18 protein-coding genes and 2 pseudogenes are annotated in these 16,933 nt (G+C 43.6%); 13 read left to right on the forward strand and 7 right to left on the reverse strand.

The genetic code is table 11. From position 1 onward, the window contains the following. The first annotated feature begins 12 nt into the window (after positions 1–12). The 9 genes and pseudogenes from ATH33_RS05335 (at position 13) to sigK (ending at position 8,063) form a co-directional block, all read left to right on the forward strand. Positions 13–1,512: a sugar ABC transporter ATP-binding protein gene (locus ATH33_RS05335; RefSeq protein WP_121874184.1), complete on the forward strand. Its 1,500-nt coding sequence runs from the start codon at positions 13–15 to the stop codon at positions 1,510–1,512. Further along, entirely contained in the window at positions 1,496–2,440 is a 945-nt protein-coding gene (locus tag ATH33_RS05340) for an ABC transporter permease subunit (protein WP_037994670.1), read from the forward strand. Before ATH33_RS05335 ends, ATH33_RS05340 begins: the two co-directional genes overlap by 17 nt. A gap of 14 nt (positions 2,441–2,454) precedes the next feature. Next, on the forward strand, positions 2,455–3,369 hold the full coding sequence (gene rbsB, locus ATH33_RS05345; RefSeq protein WP_037994667.1) for a ribose ABC transporter substrate-binding protein RbsB: 915 nt from the start codon (positions 2,455–2,457) through the stop codon (positions 3,367–3,369). Positions 3,370–3,658: 289 nt separating this feature from the next. Then, a complete protein-coding gene (gene ssuE / locus ATH33_RS05350) occupies positions 3,659–4,252 on the forward strand; it encodes an NADPH-dependent FMN reductase (protein WP_052186671.1) in 594 nt (197 codons plus the stop codon). Beyond that, complete coding sequence (locus ATH33_RS05355; protein WP_121874185.1) at positions 4,249–4,560, forward strand: hypothetical protein; 312 nt, start codon at positions 4,249–4,251, stop codon at positions 4,558–4,560. The genes ssuE and ATH33_RS05355 overlap by 4 nt, the downstream gene beginning before the upstream one ends. A 17-nt stretch (positions 4,561–4,577) precedes the next feature. Further along, entirely contained in the window at positions 4,578–5,654 is a 1,077-nt protein-coding gene (gene sfnG / locus ATH33_RS05360) for a dimethylsulfone monooxygenase SfnG (RefSeq protein ID WP_121874186.1), read from the forward strand. A gap of 24 nt (positions 5,655–5,678) precedes the next feature. Next, positions 5,679–6,862 (forward strand): annotated as a pseudogene (locus ATH33_RS05365) (acyl-CoA dehydrogenase family protein). A 71-nt stretch (positions 6,863–6,933) separates the two neighbouring features. Continuing rightward, positions 6,934–7,081, forward strand: a pseudogene (locus tag ATH33_RS05370) (4-hydroxyphenylacetate 3-hydroxylase C-terminal domain-containing protein); the annotation flags it as partial. 268 nt (positions 7,082–7,349) lie between these two features. Next, entirely contained in the window at positions 7,350–8,063 is a 714-nt protein-coding gene (gene sigK / locus ATH33_RS05380; protein WP_049720382.1) for an RNA polymerase sporulation sigma factor SigK, read from the forward strand. Positions 8,064–8,131: 68 nt separating this feature from the next. Here sigK and ATH33_RS05385 read toward each other — a convergent pair whose 3' ends face one another. The 7 genes from ATH33_RS05385 to ATH33_RS05415 form a co-directional block, all read right to left on the reverse strand. Further along, on the reverse strand, positions 8,132–8,761 hold the full coding sequence (locus ATH33_RS05385) for a tetratricopeptide repeat protein (RefSeq protein WP_049720381.1): 630 nt from the start codon (positions 8,759–8,761) through the stop codon (positions 8,132–8,134). 431 nt (positions 8,762–9,192) lie between these two features. Next, the gene (locus ATH33_RS05390) at positions 9,193–9,804 is read right to left on the reverse strand and encodes a YIP1 family protein (RefSeq protein WP_170151237.1); all 612 of its coding nucleotides are present in this window, start codon (positions 9,802–9,804) and stop codon (positions 9,193–9,195) included. 16 nt (positions 9,805–9,820) lie between these two features. Beyond that, positions 9,821–10,288: a signal peptidase I gene (lepB, locus tag ATH33_RS05395; protein WP_049720379.1), complete on the reverse strand. Its 468-nt coding sequence runs from the start codon at positions 10,286–10,288 to the stop codon at positions 9,821–9,823. A 110-nt stretch (positions 10,289–10,398) separates the two neighbouring features. Beyond that, complete coding sequence (locus tag ATH33_RS05400) at positions 10,399–10,872, reverse strand: SMI1/KNR4 family protein (protein WP_037994658.1); 474 nt, start codon at positions 10,870–10,872, stop codon at positions 10,399–10,401. Between the two features lie 435 nt (positions 10,873–11,307). After that, positions 11,308–12,237, reverse strand: coding sequence for a hypothetical protein (locus ATH33_RS05405; protein ID WP_037994656.1), 930 nt, complete (start codon positions 12,235–12,237; stop codon positions 11,308–11,310). A 315-nt stretch (positions 12,238–12,552) separates the two neighbouring features. Then, a complete protein-coding gene (locus tag ATH33_RS05410; RefSeq protein WP_049720376.1) occupies positions 12,553–12,777 on the reverse strand; it encodes a hypothetical protein in 225 nt (74 codons plus the stop codon). Further along, complete coding sequence (locus ATH33_RS05415) at positions 12,738–12,920, reverse strand: hypothetical protein (protein ID WP_121874189.1); 183 nt, start codon at positions 12,918–12,920, stop codon at positions 12,738–12,740. The genes ATH33_RS05410 and ATH33_RS05415 overlap by 40 nt, the downstream gene beginning before the upstream one ends. Positions 12,921–13,032: 112 nt before the next feature. Here ATH33_RS05415 and ATH33_RS05420 point away from each other — a divergent pair, with 112 nt between their 5' ends. From ATH33_RS05420 to ATH33_RS05435, 4 genes are read left to right on the forward strand one after another with little or no spacing between them, the layout of a single operon-like run. After that, positions 13,033–13,395, forward strand: coding sequence for a hypothetical protein (locus ATH33_RS05420; protein WP_037994654.1), 363 nt, complete (start codon positions 13,033–13,035; stop codon positions 13,393–13,395). Positions 13,396–13,417: 22 nt separating this feature from the next. Beyond that, complete coding sequence (locus ATH33_RS05425) at positions 13,418–13,633, forward strand: hypothetical protein (RefSeq protein WP_121874190.1); 216 nt, start codon at positions 13,418–13,420, stop codon at positions 13,631–13,633. Positions 13,634–13,650: 17 nt separating this feature from the next. Beyond that, on the forward strand, positions 13,651–14,208 hold the full coding sequence (locus ATH33_RS05430; RefSeq protein WP_147437066.1) for a hypothetical protein: 558 nt from the start codon (positions 13,651–13,653) through the stop codon (positions 14,206–14,208). A gap of 21 nt (positions 14,209–14,229) precedes the next feature. Further along, positions 14,230–16,743: a tetratricopeptide repeat protein gene (locus ATH33_RS05435; protein WP_121874192.1), complete on the forward strand. Its 2,514-nt coding sequence runs from the start codon at positions 14,230–14,232 to the stop codon at positions 16,741–16,743. Positions 16,744–16,933: the final 190 nt, after the last annotated feature.

The raw sequence follows: 16,933 nt of genomic DNA on the forward strand, positions 1-16,933 counted from the left end.
GGGGGATGCATGATGCAAATTGAAATGCTAGATATTTATAAATCCTTTGGCGCGAACAAAGTCCTGGAAGGAGTCCGTTTCACTCTCCTTCCGGGAGAAGTGCATGCCTTGATGGGGGAAAACGGTGCCGGCAAATCGACCCTGATGAATATTTTAACGGGACTTCACAAGCAAGATAGGGGCCGCATTCTGATCAACGGCGAGGAAAAACAGTTCCAAAATCCCAAAGAAGCCGAAGATGACGGGATTGCTTTTATTCATCAGGAATTAAATATCTGGCCGGACATGACCGTTTTGGAAAATTTGTTCATCGGCAGGGAAATCACCAACAAGCTGGGGATTTTGAAAACGGAAGAAATGAAAGCGCTGGCAAAAAAGGTGTTTGACCGTTTGGGAATCTCGCTTCCTTTTCACCAAGAGGCCGGAAAGTGTTCGGTCGGGGAGCAACAAATGATTGAAATCGCCAAAGCTTTGCTGACGGATGCCGAGGTCATCATCATGGATGAGCCGACATCGGCATTGACGGAACGGGAAATCGAGTCCTTGTTTCAGGTGATGCGGTCGTTGAAAGATGACGGAGTTTCCATTGTTTATATCTCTCACCGGATGGAAGAGATTTTCACCATCTGCGACCGGATCACGGTGATGAGGGACGGGAAAACGGTCGATACCAAGCCGGTTCAAGAGACTGACTCGCAGGAAGTCGTGAGAAAAATGGTGGGCCGGGAATTGGATGAATGGTTTCCGGAAAGAAAGGCCCAACCGGGGAAAGTCGTTCTGGAAGTGCGCCATCTCACGCGATCGGACGTGTTCGGGGACATCAGCTTTTCGGTGCGTTCCGGCGAAATCCTGGGGATTGCCGGTTTGATGGGATCGGGAAGGACGGAGATCATGAGAGCGATTTTCGGGATTGACGCGTATGATGAAGGCGAAATTTTGATCGACGGCCAAAAGGTCCGCATCAAGCATCCCGGTGACGCCGTTTCCCATGGCATCGGTTTTATTACGGAAAACCGCAAGGATGAGGGGTTGCTGTTGGACTTTTCGATCAAGGAAAACATGAGCTTGGCCAATCTGAAAAGCTTTGCGCCCCACGGATGGATGAAAACCAAAGATGAAGAGACGTTTGTCCAAATGATGGTGGAGCGATTGAAAGTGAAAACCACGTCGTTGGATGAACTTGCCGGAAGCCTGTCCGGGGGAAATCAGCAGAAAGTGGTTCTTGCCAAATGGATCGGGACGGCTCCGAAAGTTCTCATCTTGGATGAACCGACACGCGGAATCGATGTCGGGGCGAAAAAAGAGATTTACCATCTCATGAATGAACTGACGGAAAGAGGAATGGCCATCGTGATGATCTCTTCCGAGTTGCCGGAGGTTTTGGGAATGAGCGACCGGATTCTGGTCATCCACGAGGGCAGACTGGCCGGGGAATTGAAACGGGAAGAAGCCACACAGGAAAAAATCATGGTTTTGGCAACAGGGGGGGATCAACATGGAACAGATCAGTAAAAAAAGTGCCGGCCTCATACAAAAATTGGGACCTTTTTTGGCGTTTGTTTTGTTGTTTGCGGTGGTGGCCGTTTTAAACCCGTCATTTATCGAACCGCTGAACTTATTGAATTTGCTCAGACAAATTTCGATTAATGCACTCATTGCTTTTGGTATGACGTTTGTCATTTTAACCGGCGGCATTGATTTATCGGTCGGTTCCATCCTGGCTTTGTCCAGTGCGTTGATGGCGGGCATGATCGTATCCGGCGTGGATCCGATCCTGTCCATATGCATCACTGCGCTTCTCGGGGCCTTGATGGGGGCGGTCAACGGGCTTTTGATCACCAAAGGAAAAGTGGCGCCTTTTATTGCCACGCTGGCCACCATGACCATTTACCGGGGATTGACGCTGGTTTATACCGACGGAAATCCGATCACCGGTCTGGGGGATCATTACAGTTTTCAATTGTTCGGCCGCGGATATTTCTTCGGTATTCCGGTTCCGGCCGTCACCATGCTGATCACGTTTTTCATTCTGTGGTTTATCCTTCACAAAACGTCATTCGGAAGAAAAACATATGCCATCGGCGGGAATGAAACGGCGGCGTTTGTTTCCGGCATTAAAGTAGACCAGGTGAAATGCTTGATTTACAGCTTGGCCGGAATGATGGCGGCGATATCCGGAGCCATCCTGACTTCCCGCTTGAATTCCGCCCAACCGACGGCCGGTACGGCTTACGAGATGGATGCCATTGCCGCGGTGGTTTTGGGCGGAACCAGTCTGGCCGGCGGGAAAGGAAGAATTTTCGGGACGTTGGTGGGTGCCCTCATTATCGGGACTTTGAACAACGGCCTCAATTTGCTCGGGGTTTCTTCCTTCTACCAACAGGTGGTCAAAGGAATTGTCATCCTGATCGCCGTTTTGATTGACCGGAAAAAATCATGAGGAGGGTGTCGGTGATGAAGAAGCTGGTTCATCTTCTGTTGATGTGTTCTCTCATTTTCATTTTATCGGCTTGTTCCTTGGAACCGCCGGAATGGGCCAAACCTGCCAAAAAGAAAGATCTGGCCGACGTGAAAATCGGCTTGAGCGTTTCCACGTTGGACAACCCGTTTTTTGTTTCGCTGAAAGAGGGGGTCTTAAAGGAAGCGAAAAGCAAAAACATGGAAGTGATCACCGTTGATGCGCAAGATGACACTGCCAAACAAATCAATGACATTGAGGATTTAATCCAACAAGGCGTGGATATTCTCTTGATCAACCCGACGGATTCTTCCGCTGTATCGACGGCGGTGCAAAATGCCAACCACATTGGCATTCCGGTCATCACGCTGGACCGGACGGCTGATCAGGGAGAGGTGGCTTCCTTTATCGCTTCTGACAATATCGAAGGAGGAAAAATGGCGGCGGAATTTATCATTGGTCAATTGGGCAAAGATGCCAAAGTTGTCGAATTGCAAGGAACACCGGGGGCTTCGGCAGCGCGTGAACGGGGACAAGGATTCCGTTCCGTCGCAGACCGGGATTTGAATGTAATCGCCCGGCAAACGGCCAATTTCGACCGGACCCAGGGGTTGAATGTCATGGAAAACCTGCTGCAGGGCCATAAAGAGATTGATGCCGTGTTCGCCCAAAACGACGAAATGGCGCTGGGAGCCATTGAAGCCATCAACAGTTCGGGAAGAGACATTTTGGTGGTTGGTTTTGACGGAAATGATGATGCCATCAAAGCCGTCCAAGATGGAAGGCTCGGCGCCACCATTGCCCAACAGCCTGAATTGATCGGAAAAGAAGCGGTGGTGGCGGCTTCAAAAATATTGAAAGGGGAAAAGGTGGACAAGAAAATTTCCGTTCCTTTGAAATTGGTCCAATAGAAACGTTGGAAAAGCCGCCTCGCCGGATGCGTCCGGAAAGCGGTGAACCGATTGAACCGCCTCGTGGGAGGCGGTTCTTTTTTGTCCGGGACAAAGCGGAAATGTTCTTCATTTTCTCTTTACTTCCGGCGGAGGGTATGCTATATTAAACTTGATTAATCAAATCGGAATTGTGAGTGTATATCAGGGTTTCCATTGCCGATCAGTCAACTGAAGGCACCTTTGCTTGCGAGGGTACACGCAGGCGGGGTGCCCTTTTTTATTCCATGCCACAGAGAGGAGATGCTTTATGCCCAATGTGTTGATTCTCTCCGGAAGTCCGTCGCGCACGTCAAGGCTGAACGGGATGGTTGATTATGCCCAAACCCATTTGCAGGAAAAAGGACTGAAAGTCGGGGTGATCCGCGTTTCGGATCTGCCGGCGGAGGCACTCATTACGGCTGATTTCGAACATCCCGCCATTCAAGAGGCCAACCGCCGGGTGGAAAACGCGGATGCCGTCATCATTGCGAGTCCGGTTTATAAAGCTTCCTATACCGGTATTCTCAAGACCTATCTTGATTTGTTGCCGCAAAAAGGGCTTGCTGAAAAAGTCATTCTTCCCGTTTTTATCGGCGGAACCATCAATCATTTATTGGCCATCGATTATGCTCTGAAACCGGTGTTGTCCGTATTGGGAGCGCGGCACATTTTGGCCGGCGTTTACGTCATTGATTCCCAAGTGCAACGGGACAGCCAGGGGCAATTGGTGTTGGACGGGGAAGTGAAACGGCGGTTTAATGATGCTCTCCGGGAATTGATCGAAGAGGTTTTGTGGCATTCAGGCAAAAACAAGAAAAACCGCCTTTTGTCCGGAGTGAACAGGGGGGTCGCGGGAAATTGAAAATACAATCTGCCAAAATCCCCCCGGCGCCGGCCAGGACGCATCTCGTGCATCAACCGGATTACCGGTTTGCCGCCTGGTGCCGCCGGCAATACGGCATCAACCGGGGGATTTACAACACGATTGATGATGCGCTGTACCGGTTTGGTTTGAAAGACATCGTGACCCGCCGCAACACCATCGTCTCGTTTTTGGACGAGATTTATCAGTCCGGAAAATGCCGGGAGAAGGACCGGGTCAAATTCGGAAAAGGCATGCTGATGGCCACACTCCATCAATATCTTCGCGATTCGTTTCCAATTTGTTGAAATGAGGTGAAGAAGCGATGGCATTAAAGTTTGCTTATTGGGTTCCCAATGTAAGCGGCGGATTGGTGATTTCAGACATCCCGCAAAAAACGGATTGGTCTTTTGAAGCCAATTTGCGGTATGCCCGGATTGCCGAACAGGCCGGATTTGATTACGCCTTGTTGCAAACCCGTTTTGTGGGCAGTTATGGTGCGGAGAATCAATTGGAAGCGATCACGTTGGCGGCGGCATTGGCGGCCGTCACCCAAAAGATTCGTCTCATTCCGGCCATTCTGCCGGGCTTGTGGCACCCGGGCGTGGTGGCGAAAATGATCGCCACCTTGGATCAGATCAGCAACGGGCGGGCCGCGGTGAACATTGTAAGCGGTTGGTTTAAAGATGAATTCCACAAATACGGGCAACCCTGGCTGGACCATGATGAGCGGTATCGCCGGTCCGAAGAGTTCATCAGGGTGCTCCGAAGCATGTGGACGCAGGAAGAAACCACCTTCACGGGAGCTTTTTACCGCATCTGGCAAGCGCCGCTCAAACCCAAGCCCGCCACTTTGCCGCCCGTTTTTCAAGGGGGGAATTCCAAAGCGGCCAAGCAAATGGCGGCGCGGGTTTCCGATTGGTATTTCATGAACGGGAACACCTTGGAGGGGATCCGGAAACAGATTGATGAAGTGAAGGAATTAGCCGCCTTGGAAGGGAGGAAGGTTCAATTTGGCGTGAACGGGTTTGTCATCGTCCGGGACACCGAAGAAGAAGCAAAGCAAGTGCTGCGTGAGATCGTGACCCATGCCGATCCGAAGGTGGTGGAAGGGTTCCGGGATCAGGTCCGTTTCGCCGGCAAAGCGTCTCCCGAAAGAGAGGGGATGTGGGCAAACTCCGGTTTTGAGGATCTGGTTCAGTATAATGACGGGTTTAAGACGGGATTGATCGGAACGCCTGAGCAGGTGGCCGACCGGATCATTGCGTTGAAAAAAGCCGGGGTGGACCTGATCTTGACCGGGTTTCTGCATTATGAAGAAGATTTGGCGTTATTCGGCGAAAAAGTGATTCCGCTGGTGCGCGAAAGAGAACAGCTTTTGGAACAACCGGTGACAGACTGACCACCAAAAGGGGGAGAATGAAACATGAGCAAGGCGGCCGATGAAAAAAGATACCGGGACGAAGTGCGGGAGATCGTGGAAACCGTGGTGAGACCGCGGGCGGAACAAATTGACCGGGAAGGTGTGTTTCCAAGGGAGAATTTGCAAGCGTTGGCCAAACACGGGTGGAACGGAGTGCTCATCCCTGAAAAATGGGGTGGATTGGGCCTGAACCATGTGGCCTTTTCCGTCGCCGCCGCGGAAATTGCCAAAGGGTGTGCTTCCACCGCCTTGGTTTACGTGATGCATGTGGGCGCTGCACAAACGATTCATCTGTATGGAAATGACGATCAAAAGCGCCGCTGGCTCGAACCGGTTCGAAATGGATTGATCGGAACTTATTCCACGAGCGAAAAAGCCACCGGCGGTCATTGGTGGTTTAACTTGAGCGAGGTCGGACGGGACGGCGACGAATATATTTTGAATGCGGAAAAATCGTTTACGACCAGTGCCGGACAAGCCGATTTTTATGTTTTTCAAACCAGGTCCCCCGGCGCCCGCAAACCGACGGACATCAGTTTTTTCATCATCGACGGGAAAAAGCCGGGGATCCGACCGGGGCATTGGGACGCATTGGGAGTCAGGGGAAACCACAGCGGTCCCATTCGGTATGAAAACGTAAGAGTGCATGCCCGGGACCGCTTGGGGGAAGAAGGCCAAGGAAAAGAAATCGTTGAAAACGGTGTGTCGCCTGTCTACCTGATCGGTTTGGGATCGGCCTGGGTCGGGTGGCGGAAGCAGCACTCGAAGAAGCCGTTCAGTATGCCAAAGGGACCATCCATCGGGATTTTAATAAGCGGTTGGCCGATTATCAGGTGATCCGGCAGGAATTGGCGAAAGTGAAAATCTTGCTTGAAAGCCTCAAACATTGGCAAAATTATTTGGCCTGTGAGCTGGATGCCCTTCAGGCGGAAGGACGGCCGCAAGCAGAGCTTTTGATCCCGCTGGTGGAGTTTAAAGTCCATGCGGCGGAAGTTGCAAGCAGAGCCACACAAGCGGCGATGAATGTGAGCGGAGGTTACGGGTATAAAAAAGGGGTAATTGAGCGGTTGTTCCGGGACGCCCGCGCTGGCATTGTCATGGGCCCGTCTAATCATATTGCCCGCGAATGGATCGGAAAATCCCTGCTTGGTTTGCCCTTGGAGTTGTGGTATGAAGGAGGAGAATAAAGCCGTGAAACGGTCAGACCATGAAGGTACTTTTTTCGCGACAGCCATTGGGGGAAGCAAATATTATCACGGGGCGAAAAATTGATGCCGACAGCCGGATCTGGCTGTTCAAATTGGCTTGGGACTTGATCGGAAGTCCGTTGGGTTCCAGACAAGAGCTTTATGAACGTTTCCACCGGGGATCCCGTGCGGATGTATGACCGGCGATACTTGGAATAAAATAAAAACGCTTGATCGATCCGGTGTGGCAATTGGCAGCAATCAAAAGGAGTGGCGGGCCGTAAGTCCGGTCAAATCATGCGGTTTGAAAAAAACAGGAGATTTTTGTCTCCTGTTTTTTTCGGTTTTTTCCTCTTCCTGCTTAACCAAGCCCATGCTGCATATATATAAAAGGGATGGATTGAAAAATAAAATTCACCCCCGGCCCCGGTCGGGCATATGGTGAAGATGAATGGGCTTTTGACCAGTGGGATGGAGGTGTCGCAGATTGCCCGGTATGTTGACGGCGATGGCTTTTATGGTGAAAGAGCTCATTGCGTTTGTCTCGTACATTAAAAACAATGCCTTTCCCCATCCGCTTTCATCGGAAGAAGAGGAAAAAGCATTAAAAGCGATGGCCCGGGGAGACACCAAAGCGCGCAATAAGCTGATTGAGCATAACCTGCGTCTGGTTGCACATATTGTGAAAAAGTTTGAAAATACGGGAGAAGACAATGAAGATTTGATCTCGATCGGCACGATCGGTTTGATTAAAGCGATTGAATCGTACCAGATGGGAAAAGGGACAAAATTGGCGACGTATGCGGCACGGTGTGTGGAAAATGAAATCCTGATGTATTTGCGTTCATTAAAAAAATCCCGGAAAGATGTTTCCCTGCATGACCCCATAGGCACAGACAAAGAAGGAAATGAAATCACCTTGATCGACATTCTCGGAACGAGAGCGGATGACGTGGTCAAACAAGTGGAGATGCAGATTGAGCGGCGCAATATTTATCAGCACATCCATATATTGGATGACCGGGAACAAGAGGTGATCCGGGCGCGATTCGGGCTCGGGGGAGAAAGAGAGAAGACGCAGCGGGAAATTGCAAAGGAGCTGGGGATTTCCCGTTCTTATGTTTCCCGGATTGAAAAAAGGGCGTTGATCAAGCTGTTTCATGAGTTTTACCGCAATGACCGGAAGGTGGAATCAAGATAAAAAGATGGAAGAAAAAGCAGATCTTGCCCGTTGTGGTTTCGGGAAAGATCTGCCGGCAGTTCAAGCCCTTAATTTTTCGGTGGATTGGAGAGTCCGTGAATCAAATAGTTTCCCCATTCACGCATCGCGATGACTTCTCCGGATTCGGCCGCTTTTTGCAGCCAGATTTCTCCTTCTTCGATATTTTGCTCCAGTCCTTGTCCATTCAACAAACGGTAACCCAAAACCCTCATAGCCACGGATTCCCCGGCTTCTGCGGCTCTTCTCAGCCACATTTCCCCTTCCTCGGGGTTTTTCTCCAATCCGTCTCCTTCAAGCAAACGGTAACCCAAGATTCTCATGGCCACCGGATAATTGGCTTCCGCTGACTTTCTGAGCCACATTTCTCCTTCTTCGGCATCTTTGGCCAGCCCTTCACCGACCAACAAACGGTAACCCAATTCCATCATGGCCCACCGGTCGCCGGCATCCGCTGCTTTTCTCAGCCATCTTTCGCCTTCTTCCAAATCTTGTGCCACTTTTGTGCCGGTCAACATAAGATAAGCCAACTCGGTCATCGACCAAATGTCTCCGGAGTGAGCCGCCCGGCGCAACCATTTGATGCCTTCGTCGACGCCGAACTGCTCTCTTTTTTTGCTCAGGTCAATCACTTGCGCGTTTTTTTCGTTGGGTTGTTGATTGTTTTCATGTTCACTCATCGTTTCTCACTCCCCCTGTGATGGATCAAGGATCCGTTTTGAAAAAAGATTTTGCTTTGCCTATGTATTTACAGTGAGTCCCTTGGCTGTTGTGTTTTTGTCCGGGAAAGCAAAATCATAAGAAAAGTATAAACTGAAAAAATGAAATTGAGGAGAGGGCGATTAAAACAGGGGATATTAAAAAGAGTTTTGTGTTTCTTCTATGGACGGCCGGGCCGAAAGAATAAAACCAAAAGAGTGAGGGTTCTGCTATTACATTATCTTTGCATTCACTTGGTAAAAGATTACCAAAAGATTACCAAGTTATATGAGACACCTGTGATGGGATTTGACTGGAGTCTTGCAAGTTGGATTCATGGAGGAATTTTTGAAAGAAGAATGAAAAAAGATTGAGGAAGATTCTCAATCTTTAAAACAATTTAATTCATGTTTTAAAAAAATATTAGTGACAAAACAATCAAAAACAAAATCAAAATGACAGGTATCACAATGATCGAAGCAAATCCTTTCCATGAACCAATGCCGTGAATTTCTCCAATGATTTTTGAGTAAACCATGAAATAATAAATGGTCATTATTAATCCGATCAATATAGCAATAAAAAACAACAGTATCAAGAAAAATGAGGAATCAATATCCGGTGTCTCTGTTGTAAAGTTTTCTTCTCTGAAAATGAGGAGCATGGGAATGAACAAAGCAAGTTTTGTTGAATACGGAACAGTTGCCCAAGCGGTTGCTTTATATGTTTCTTTAAAAGTTGCCGTTCCTTTAAACAAGCGAGTGCCTGCATAAGTCAAAAGACTGTATAAAAACCAGGAGATAATACCGATGATTGGTCCCAAAATTACTGATAAGACCAAAATGGTCGGGACGGCCATCGTATCGCCTGCATTCCGGTTCATTGCTTGTTCCAAAAACAAGGTGATTCCATATAATATAGCCAAAATAAAAAATATTCCACTTGAGCAATTGGCGATGGCTTGGCGAATGACTGACTTAGGCTGCTTGATCATTGGAATCCAAAATTCCTTTAATGTAACCAACATTTTTATCACCTTTCTATTGGATTACGACACCGATGATGTCGTCTTTTTTGATTGCTCCGTAATATCGGCTGTCTTGGCTTGCGGAACGGACATCGCCGAGAACAAAATACTGGCCGGTCGGGACATGTACCGGTTTGAAATGGTCACTTTTGTTTTTATGTAAGAGATAAGGTTCTTCGAATTTTTCGCCGTTGATATAAAGTTGGCCTTCCTTGATTTCCACCATTTCGTTTCCAAAAGCAACCACTCGTTTCGTATGTATCTGATTCAGACCAGGGGCTTTGAAGACGATGATATCTCCTCTTTGTATGTAGTCAGGGTTTTTTTTAACAATATAAACTTCTCCTTCGGCCATGGCGGGCTCCATACTCTTTCCTGTCCCTTGATAAAATCCAAAAAAGGTGTTCCAAATGATAAAAATAATGAGAAGAAGTACGGCGAGAATGACTATAATCCCTTTACGGGTTTTTAACCAAGCCACATAATTTCCTCCTTTCAGACTGTGGCTTCAACAATAATTATATTTTCTATTCAGATTATAACGAATACTTTGCCTTTAATCCATAAAAAAGACCAGTGAAACACTGGTCTTTACATACTGTCAATATTTTCAGCCGGGTGATATAAAGCGTTAATAAACTCTGTAAAGGAAGAGCCGAATATCTGAACACGATTGTTTAATTTATTTTTATCAAAAATAGCTTCCAATGCATCGTTTTTATCTTTCCAAAGAATCAAGGGATTCAGGTTTCCGGGACGGTAGTAAAAACAGTAATGGTTTAATGACCCGTCAAAGGCGAATGGCACGAGAAGCCCGAATTCTTTAAACTCTTCTTCCCCAAAATAGAGGGCTTCAAATTCTTCAATAATGGAATCTGGTGGGTAAAACGCATCAAAATGATAATGTTTCCCATCGACGAGGAGATACGTATTACCATCTTCCGGGGCAGCATATTGTTGCACCCAATGAATATAGTCTTTGGGAAGTTTCACACCAATTTCTTCCTCAATTTCGGCAAATTGCTCGTCGGGGATTTTTTCTTCTTGCTCAGCCCAAGAAATCAATATTTAAATCTCCTTTCTTTAATAAGCAGGCCGATAAAAAATCGATAAATTATTTTTTTCATACTAAATACAACGATGCTACCTCCTTTTTGATATTGAATAATAATGAAATGCTTCATCTATTAAATAAACTCAACTTTCAAATAATAAATAGGATGAAAATTATTTTGAAATGATTGGAGAGAGTTGAATGAAATATAAGGATTTGTTCATTTTGAGAGGTGAGGAGTTATATTGATTAAAAAAATTCTTGAGAAGAACAAAGTCTGTGGCATATCAGATGAGGTTTTAGATAGGCTGACTTGCAAGCCGCAAAAGCCCCGCACTGAAAATCTCTTTTTTATCCAGGTTTGGGGCTTATCGCAGATTGCCTTGCGTCTTGCAAATTTATGGATCCGGATGGTTTCCCGCCATTCGGATCCAATGAACGATTGGCTAGGATGGCACCATGGGATTGGTTTTTGAAAAAATGTTGATCTCTTCCTCAACGGATGCCAGATTCAATTCGTTACTGATCAATTGTGTCAAATGAAAACTGAGTTGATTCAGCCGTTTGAAATATTCCAGATCTGACTGCAGTTTGTATCCGTCCGATTCGGTTAAATGTCCGATGAAATGCAGGATGGAAAGAGCGATCCGGTTTTGTTTCCGGCCAAGGTCCGATTTGAATCGTTTTTGGATCCATTTCTCCGGCAGCTCCTTGATGAGATGGCCAAATGTCAATGGATCCTGCCCGATGTTCTTGATATAATCCGGAGACCAGGATGGATGCGCTTTATGTATTTTTTTGACCGTACGGGGATGGGCCGTAAACTGAACAGCCTGATGATAAACCGCATGGGCTGAATACAAGTGATGGTCATCCTCCGGGGCAAGATTGGCTGCGATGAGATAGTAATAAATCAGGTCACTCATGTCTTTACTGAGAAACAATTTGTTTTGGTCATGGAATTGCTTTAACCATTTGTGCAGTTCATCATATTTTTGGAAACTTTTCTTTTCGTTAAATTTTTCTTCGCTGTAATTGGGAGTGGAGAGAAGATCAAAATAGTATTTTTGGTACTTTTTTATTTTCATGATGAGTTCCTGATACAATCTCATCCGCTTTTCCAAGATTTGATCTTGGACTGAGGACCGTTGCGGCCCGGCGGAAACCGAATCGGCCTTTTGGTTTCCGTGATGCATCCGGACAAGCATGGCCACCAAAGCAAACAGGGTGATGCAAATGTTTAAAAGAGAAACAACAATGGCGGCCTCAGCTTTTGGAATGTGATCTTTGATTAACCATAAGTTGGTTCCCAAAAGAAATCCTGCAACGATGCTGAACAGAAACAACAAAATCGATGTGAATACATACTTTTTCAACGAAAACCTCTCCTTTTATCGCAAAGGGGACCCCCTTCCACCATGATTTCGTGTCACACGGTCATCAAAGGCATGAAACTTGGCATTATACCACTCGCATTTAATTTTTAATCAACAAACCGCCCTTGCGGATTGCTGAGATAGACCTTTTTCTCGAAGGAATTTTTGGATGATAAAAAATTAGTCCCCTCTGTATGAAAAATTCTGTTTCTATAGAATTATATAAAGCATGAATAAAATCTGTAAAGATTAAATAGGGAAAATACCAATAAAAAAGGCCTGAGCTTTTCCTCAGGCCTGAATGATACGAGTCTCTTATTTACGCAGCCTTAAGCGGGTAAGGAGAGAAGGGATATCATTGGCTAAAAACGCAAATGATTTTCGCTCGAAGTCTTCCAACCGGACGGTTCCGTGTTGGTTGTCCACCTCCACGATCCGGCCGTTTCCTTCCATTCCCAACGGGATGTGTTGCAATCGGGGGTGATTTTCTTTGTAACCTTTTACCATATACGCAAAACTGTCCAATTCGATCCGGGGCAACACCGGCTCCAGTGGATGCAGTCATTTTCAATAAATCCGTCGAGTTCGGCAAACCAGTAGCTGTTAAAATATGCTTTGATGGAAGGATGAAAAACAGCCCCGAGTTGATTTTCCAGTTCCGTGGTTGAGATATCATCCTTCATACAACACTTCGACCTCCAACCACGATTGGTTTTGCAGAGTGAAAAAATTATTTGTTCGTATTAATTTTTGAATTTATAATGATAATAATAACTTTAATGAGGGGGGATTATTATGAGTGAGCAAAACAACTCACAATTTCACTTTGACCGTATTACTGGACAAATTAATATTGGACAAGGAAAATCGAAAAATATTAACATGTATAATGCTGTTAGTACGGAACAAATCAATAATGTAAAACAGTTGGTTGAACGACTATTAAGCGAGATTAATGATATAAAGGAATTAAATGATGCGGACAAAGAACAAATTAAATCTTTAGTTAAAATAGTGGAATCCCAAATGGAAACGGGGAAAGTAGATCAGGGGATTGTTGCAATTCTTAATGAGAAGTTGCAAAATATTTCTAATTTATTTGAGGCAGGTTCATTTCTAAACAGTACAATTGATACCTTCATGAACTTATTAAAGTAGTAAGAGAAAGGAGAATTTATGAGTGAATAACGATAGTAAAAGTATTTTTAATATATCAAGTTTTGAGGGACAGCTAAATATTACTCAAGATGATGCGCAAACTTACGGGATTATGGGATATGAAGAAAGAAAAGGAATAAAATGTAAAGGGGTTACAAATCAAATTTTCCAAGGCAGAAGATTATTTTCGATCATCGGGATTTGTTTTTACAGAAAATACAAGAAAGTATGGTTATAGGGGAATTAAAATTCGATTTGGATAAAAAAATTGATAAACTCTTACTGATTTGTGATCGGTTGGTGGCCGGTTATGGTGAGGATCCTTATTTTCATAAAATAAAACATATTCCAATGTTGTTAGAGCAAAAGGGATCTGATTTGATGTCCTGTTATCAGTGGAGCGATATCATCTTGGAATGGTTGAGGTTAATTTTCTTTGTTATCAATTCCAAAACATCAATTAATAAATCGAAAGTGAAAAAAATGTCTTTTAGTGAATTGTTGGTTAATTTGAAGTTAGAAAGACAATATTGCTTTCAATCATTTCTTCGATCAAAACATATGCATAACATTTCAAATCTAGTTCCTAATGATTGGGAACGAATAGGACTTGTTTCATTATTAACACCTGTATACATCTATAAGAAGAAGCTTACCCAGTACTTACGAGGCTGTATCTTGAATTCTATTGAAAATTCAAATTTAACCCCATTACTTGGATCGATTAGAGATGAGCGAAACCGGCATATAAAACAATTTGCAGCTCGTGAAGAAATTATTGGTAAATTATTTGAGATTATGACAAGCGATTAGACAGGATTTAGTCGTTATTTTATGTTAGTTGGCGATGAGGGGACAGGTAAGACAGCATTGTGTAGCAAATTATCAGAACAATTTGCTTCTATGTATACTAGTTTTGGGCCCAGGGAAATTGAGGTGAAGAAATATGCTCCATGGATACCTGGAGTTATCATGCATTACGGAAAACAATCCAATCAGCCTTATGAAATTGTTCTCTCTCTAATCGAACAAGCTAATACATTATTGCTACATCCTATACAGACTAAAGAAATCAAGGAAGTTGGAGAAATGAAAGAAATCGAGCACAAGCTGATTGAAGAGAAGATTGGACTACAAGATAAAGGATTTGATTTTGAAAAATTAATGACTATCCGACGAAATAATTTGGTTCAAAGCAATGAGAAGTTAAGTCGTTATTTATACCAAGCTTTAGATCAATTGTCTAAAGAACTTGGTCATGTTGTAGTTTTGATAGATGCATTAGATGAAATTAGTCAGGATGGTGAGACGCTTTCGTTTTTACCTAAGTCATTGCCTGATGGGGTAGTTTTATTAATGACTACACGTCCGGGGCAAGTAGAGAAATGGGTATGTTTAAATCGTCCTGTAGAAACATTCACGCTTAATCACTTGACTCGGGAAGAGATACCTTTATTAACTGGTATACCTGATGAGGGAAGTGAAGAACGGTCATTTAATGATAAAGTAATGGAAGCGAGTGATGGATGGCCTTTATTGGTGTCTGCGATTTCTAAAGAAGTGAGAAGATGTAACTTTCAAATAGATAAGGTTGAAATTTATGAAAGTAGAAGTGTTTTTTTAGATCGGATGGCAGAAAATTGGCAATCCTATTCGATTTCAGCTAAAGATAATGAGATCTTAGAAGAACTTTTACCTTTATTGGCTTTGTTTGAACCAGTTGCACCACTTCATTTTAGTGATATCCAGAGCTACTTGCACTATCATGGTTTTTATTTAAATAAACCGCGCTTGATTAGAGTATTAAAATTAGTGGAAGAGCAGATTGAGGGTTTAAAGTCAAAAACTTGGGTTAAATTGAGGTTCAAAGTTTTTGCAGAGTATGTACGAGAGGAATACTATAGCCCAATTGATATGGAAGAAGTATTTATTAATATATTAGATTGGATAGCTTCACTAAAAAATGTTACAGAAAAGAAAATGGAATTAATAGAAAAATTTTTCATCTTTTATACTGACAAAAAAAATTGCGAACAGTTGGGTGTCGAAATAGATTTATTACAACAGTTAAAGGAAAGAGGTTGCTCACAATTATTATTTAATTTATCTGATTGTCTTATTGGAGAAAGCAAAACAGTAGGCAAAAAATGTTTACTATTTGCGATTGATTTAGAAAATGTGGATGCAATGAGGAAGTTAGCGTGGCATGTAATTAATGATGAAGATTTTGGTATTGATAAAACATATGGTGAAAATCTATTGCGTCAGGCGATTGATTTGGGTTGCATTAAATCTATGTATCTATTAGGAGTGTGCTTGATTGATGGAAATCTTGGAAGAATTGATGTCTTGGAAGGGGAACAATGGTTAAGAAAAGCAGCTGAAAATGGTGAGGTTCAAGCGATGTTATCATTAGGGATAAGATTTTTAACAGGGAATGGATTTAAACAAAACTCTAAAGAAGGTGAGATGTGGTTAATTAAAGCGACACAAACAGGAGATTTACAGGCGAAACGAATCTATGGAGGAATTTTGTTTGAAGGGGAGTATTTGAATGATAGAGAAAGAGGAAAAAAATTGTTAAGAGAGGCGGCAAAAGAAGGTGATCAAAGAGCGATGTTAAGATTGGGAGTTAATCTCGTCGATAATTATATTGATAAGGATGAATTGGAAGAGGGAGAAATGTGGTTGAGAAGAGCCGCTCAGCAAGGAATAGGAAATGCAATTTTGGCTTTAGCTGGTAAGTTATACGAAGGAGTAAATTTAAAAACTCAATGGAAAGAACTCGAAGTTTGGTTGAATAAAATAAAAAGAATACCAAATATAAAAGAAATTTTAATGGGGGTTGGGGCCGTTTACTATAAAGCTAATAATTATCTATTGGCATCAAAATATTTTTTGGAATGTGCTGAAAGCCAAAATTATGGTTTAGCATATAACCTTCTGGCATATATGAAACGTAGAGAAGAAATTCCTCAGGAAAATGATAAATACTCATTTGATGAATTGATTAGGTTTTCTTTAGAAAGTGAAGAAGAAAAAGAAGAAGCGTTATTATATGCCACCATAAATAATATTCTTAATCAAGTTGCATCTAACACTGATAAAGAATCTTGGTATCAATGTGATCAAACTATTGCGGAGAAAGGAAATAAACTTTCAATAGTAACTGAATGGTGGTATAACTTGGTTGACGAAGCTGATCCAGAACGTGATCTGGTTATTGGATGGTTGGTTCGTCATAAAATTATCGATGACCCCGATGGAATGTCCATTAAAGAGCGGATGAAGAGAGCACGGGAGGGCGGTTGGAAAGTTCCAGAGTGGATGGATGATATGAGAAAATAATGGAGTAATTAAAGGGGTATCTTGATGAAGCTATGTATTGAAGAGGGAAGCAAAATATGTTTAATGTAGATTTTATTAATTGTAGATGAACTCTCCCTCAGCTAAAATATTTTCAATTTCACATGAGGTTACATACTCTTATTGTATAACTAAAGTTCAATTTGCTAATTATAATGAAATTTGTTGATTC

It is taken from the genome of Thermoactinomyces vulgaris (genome assembly GCF_003688725.1).
GTDB lineage: Bacteria > Bacillota > Bacilli > Thermoactinomycetales > Thermoactinomycetaceae > Thermoactinomyces > Thermoactinomyces vulgaris.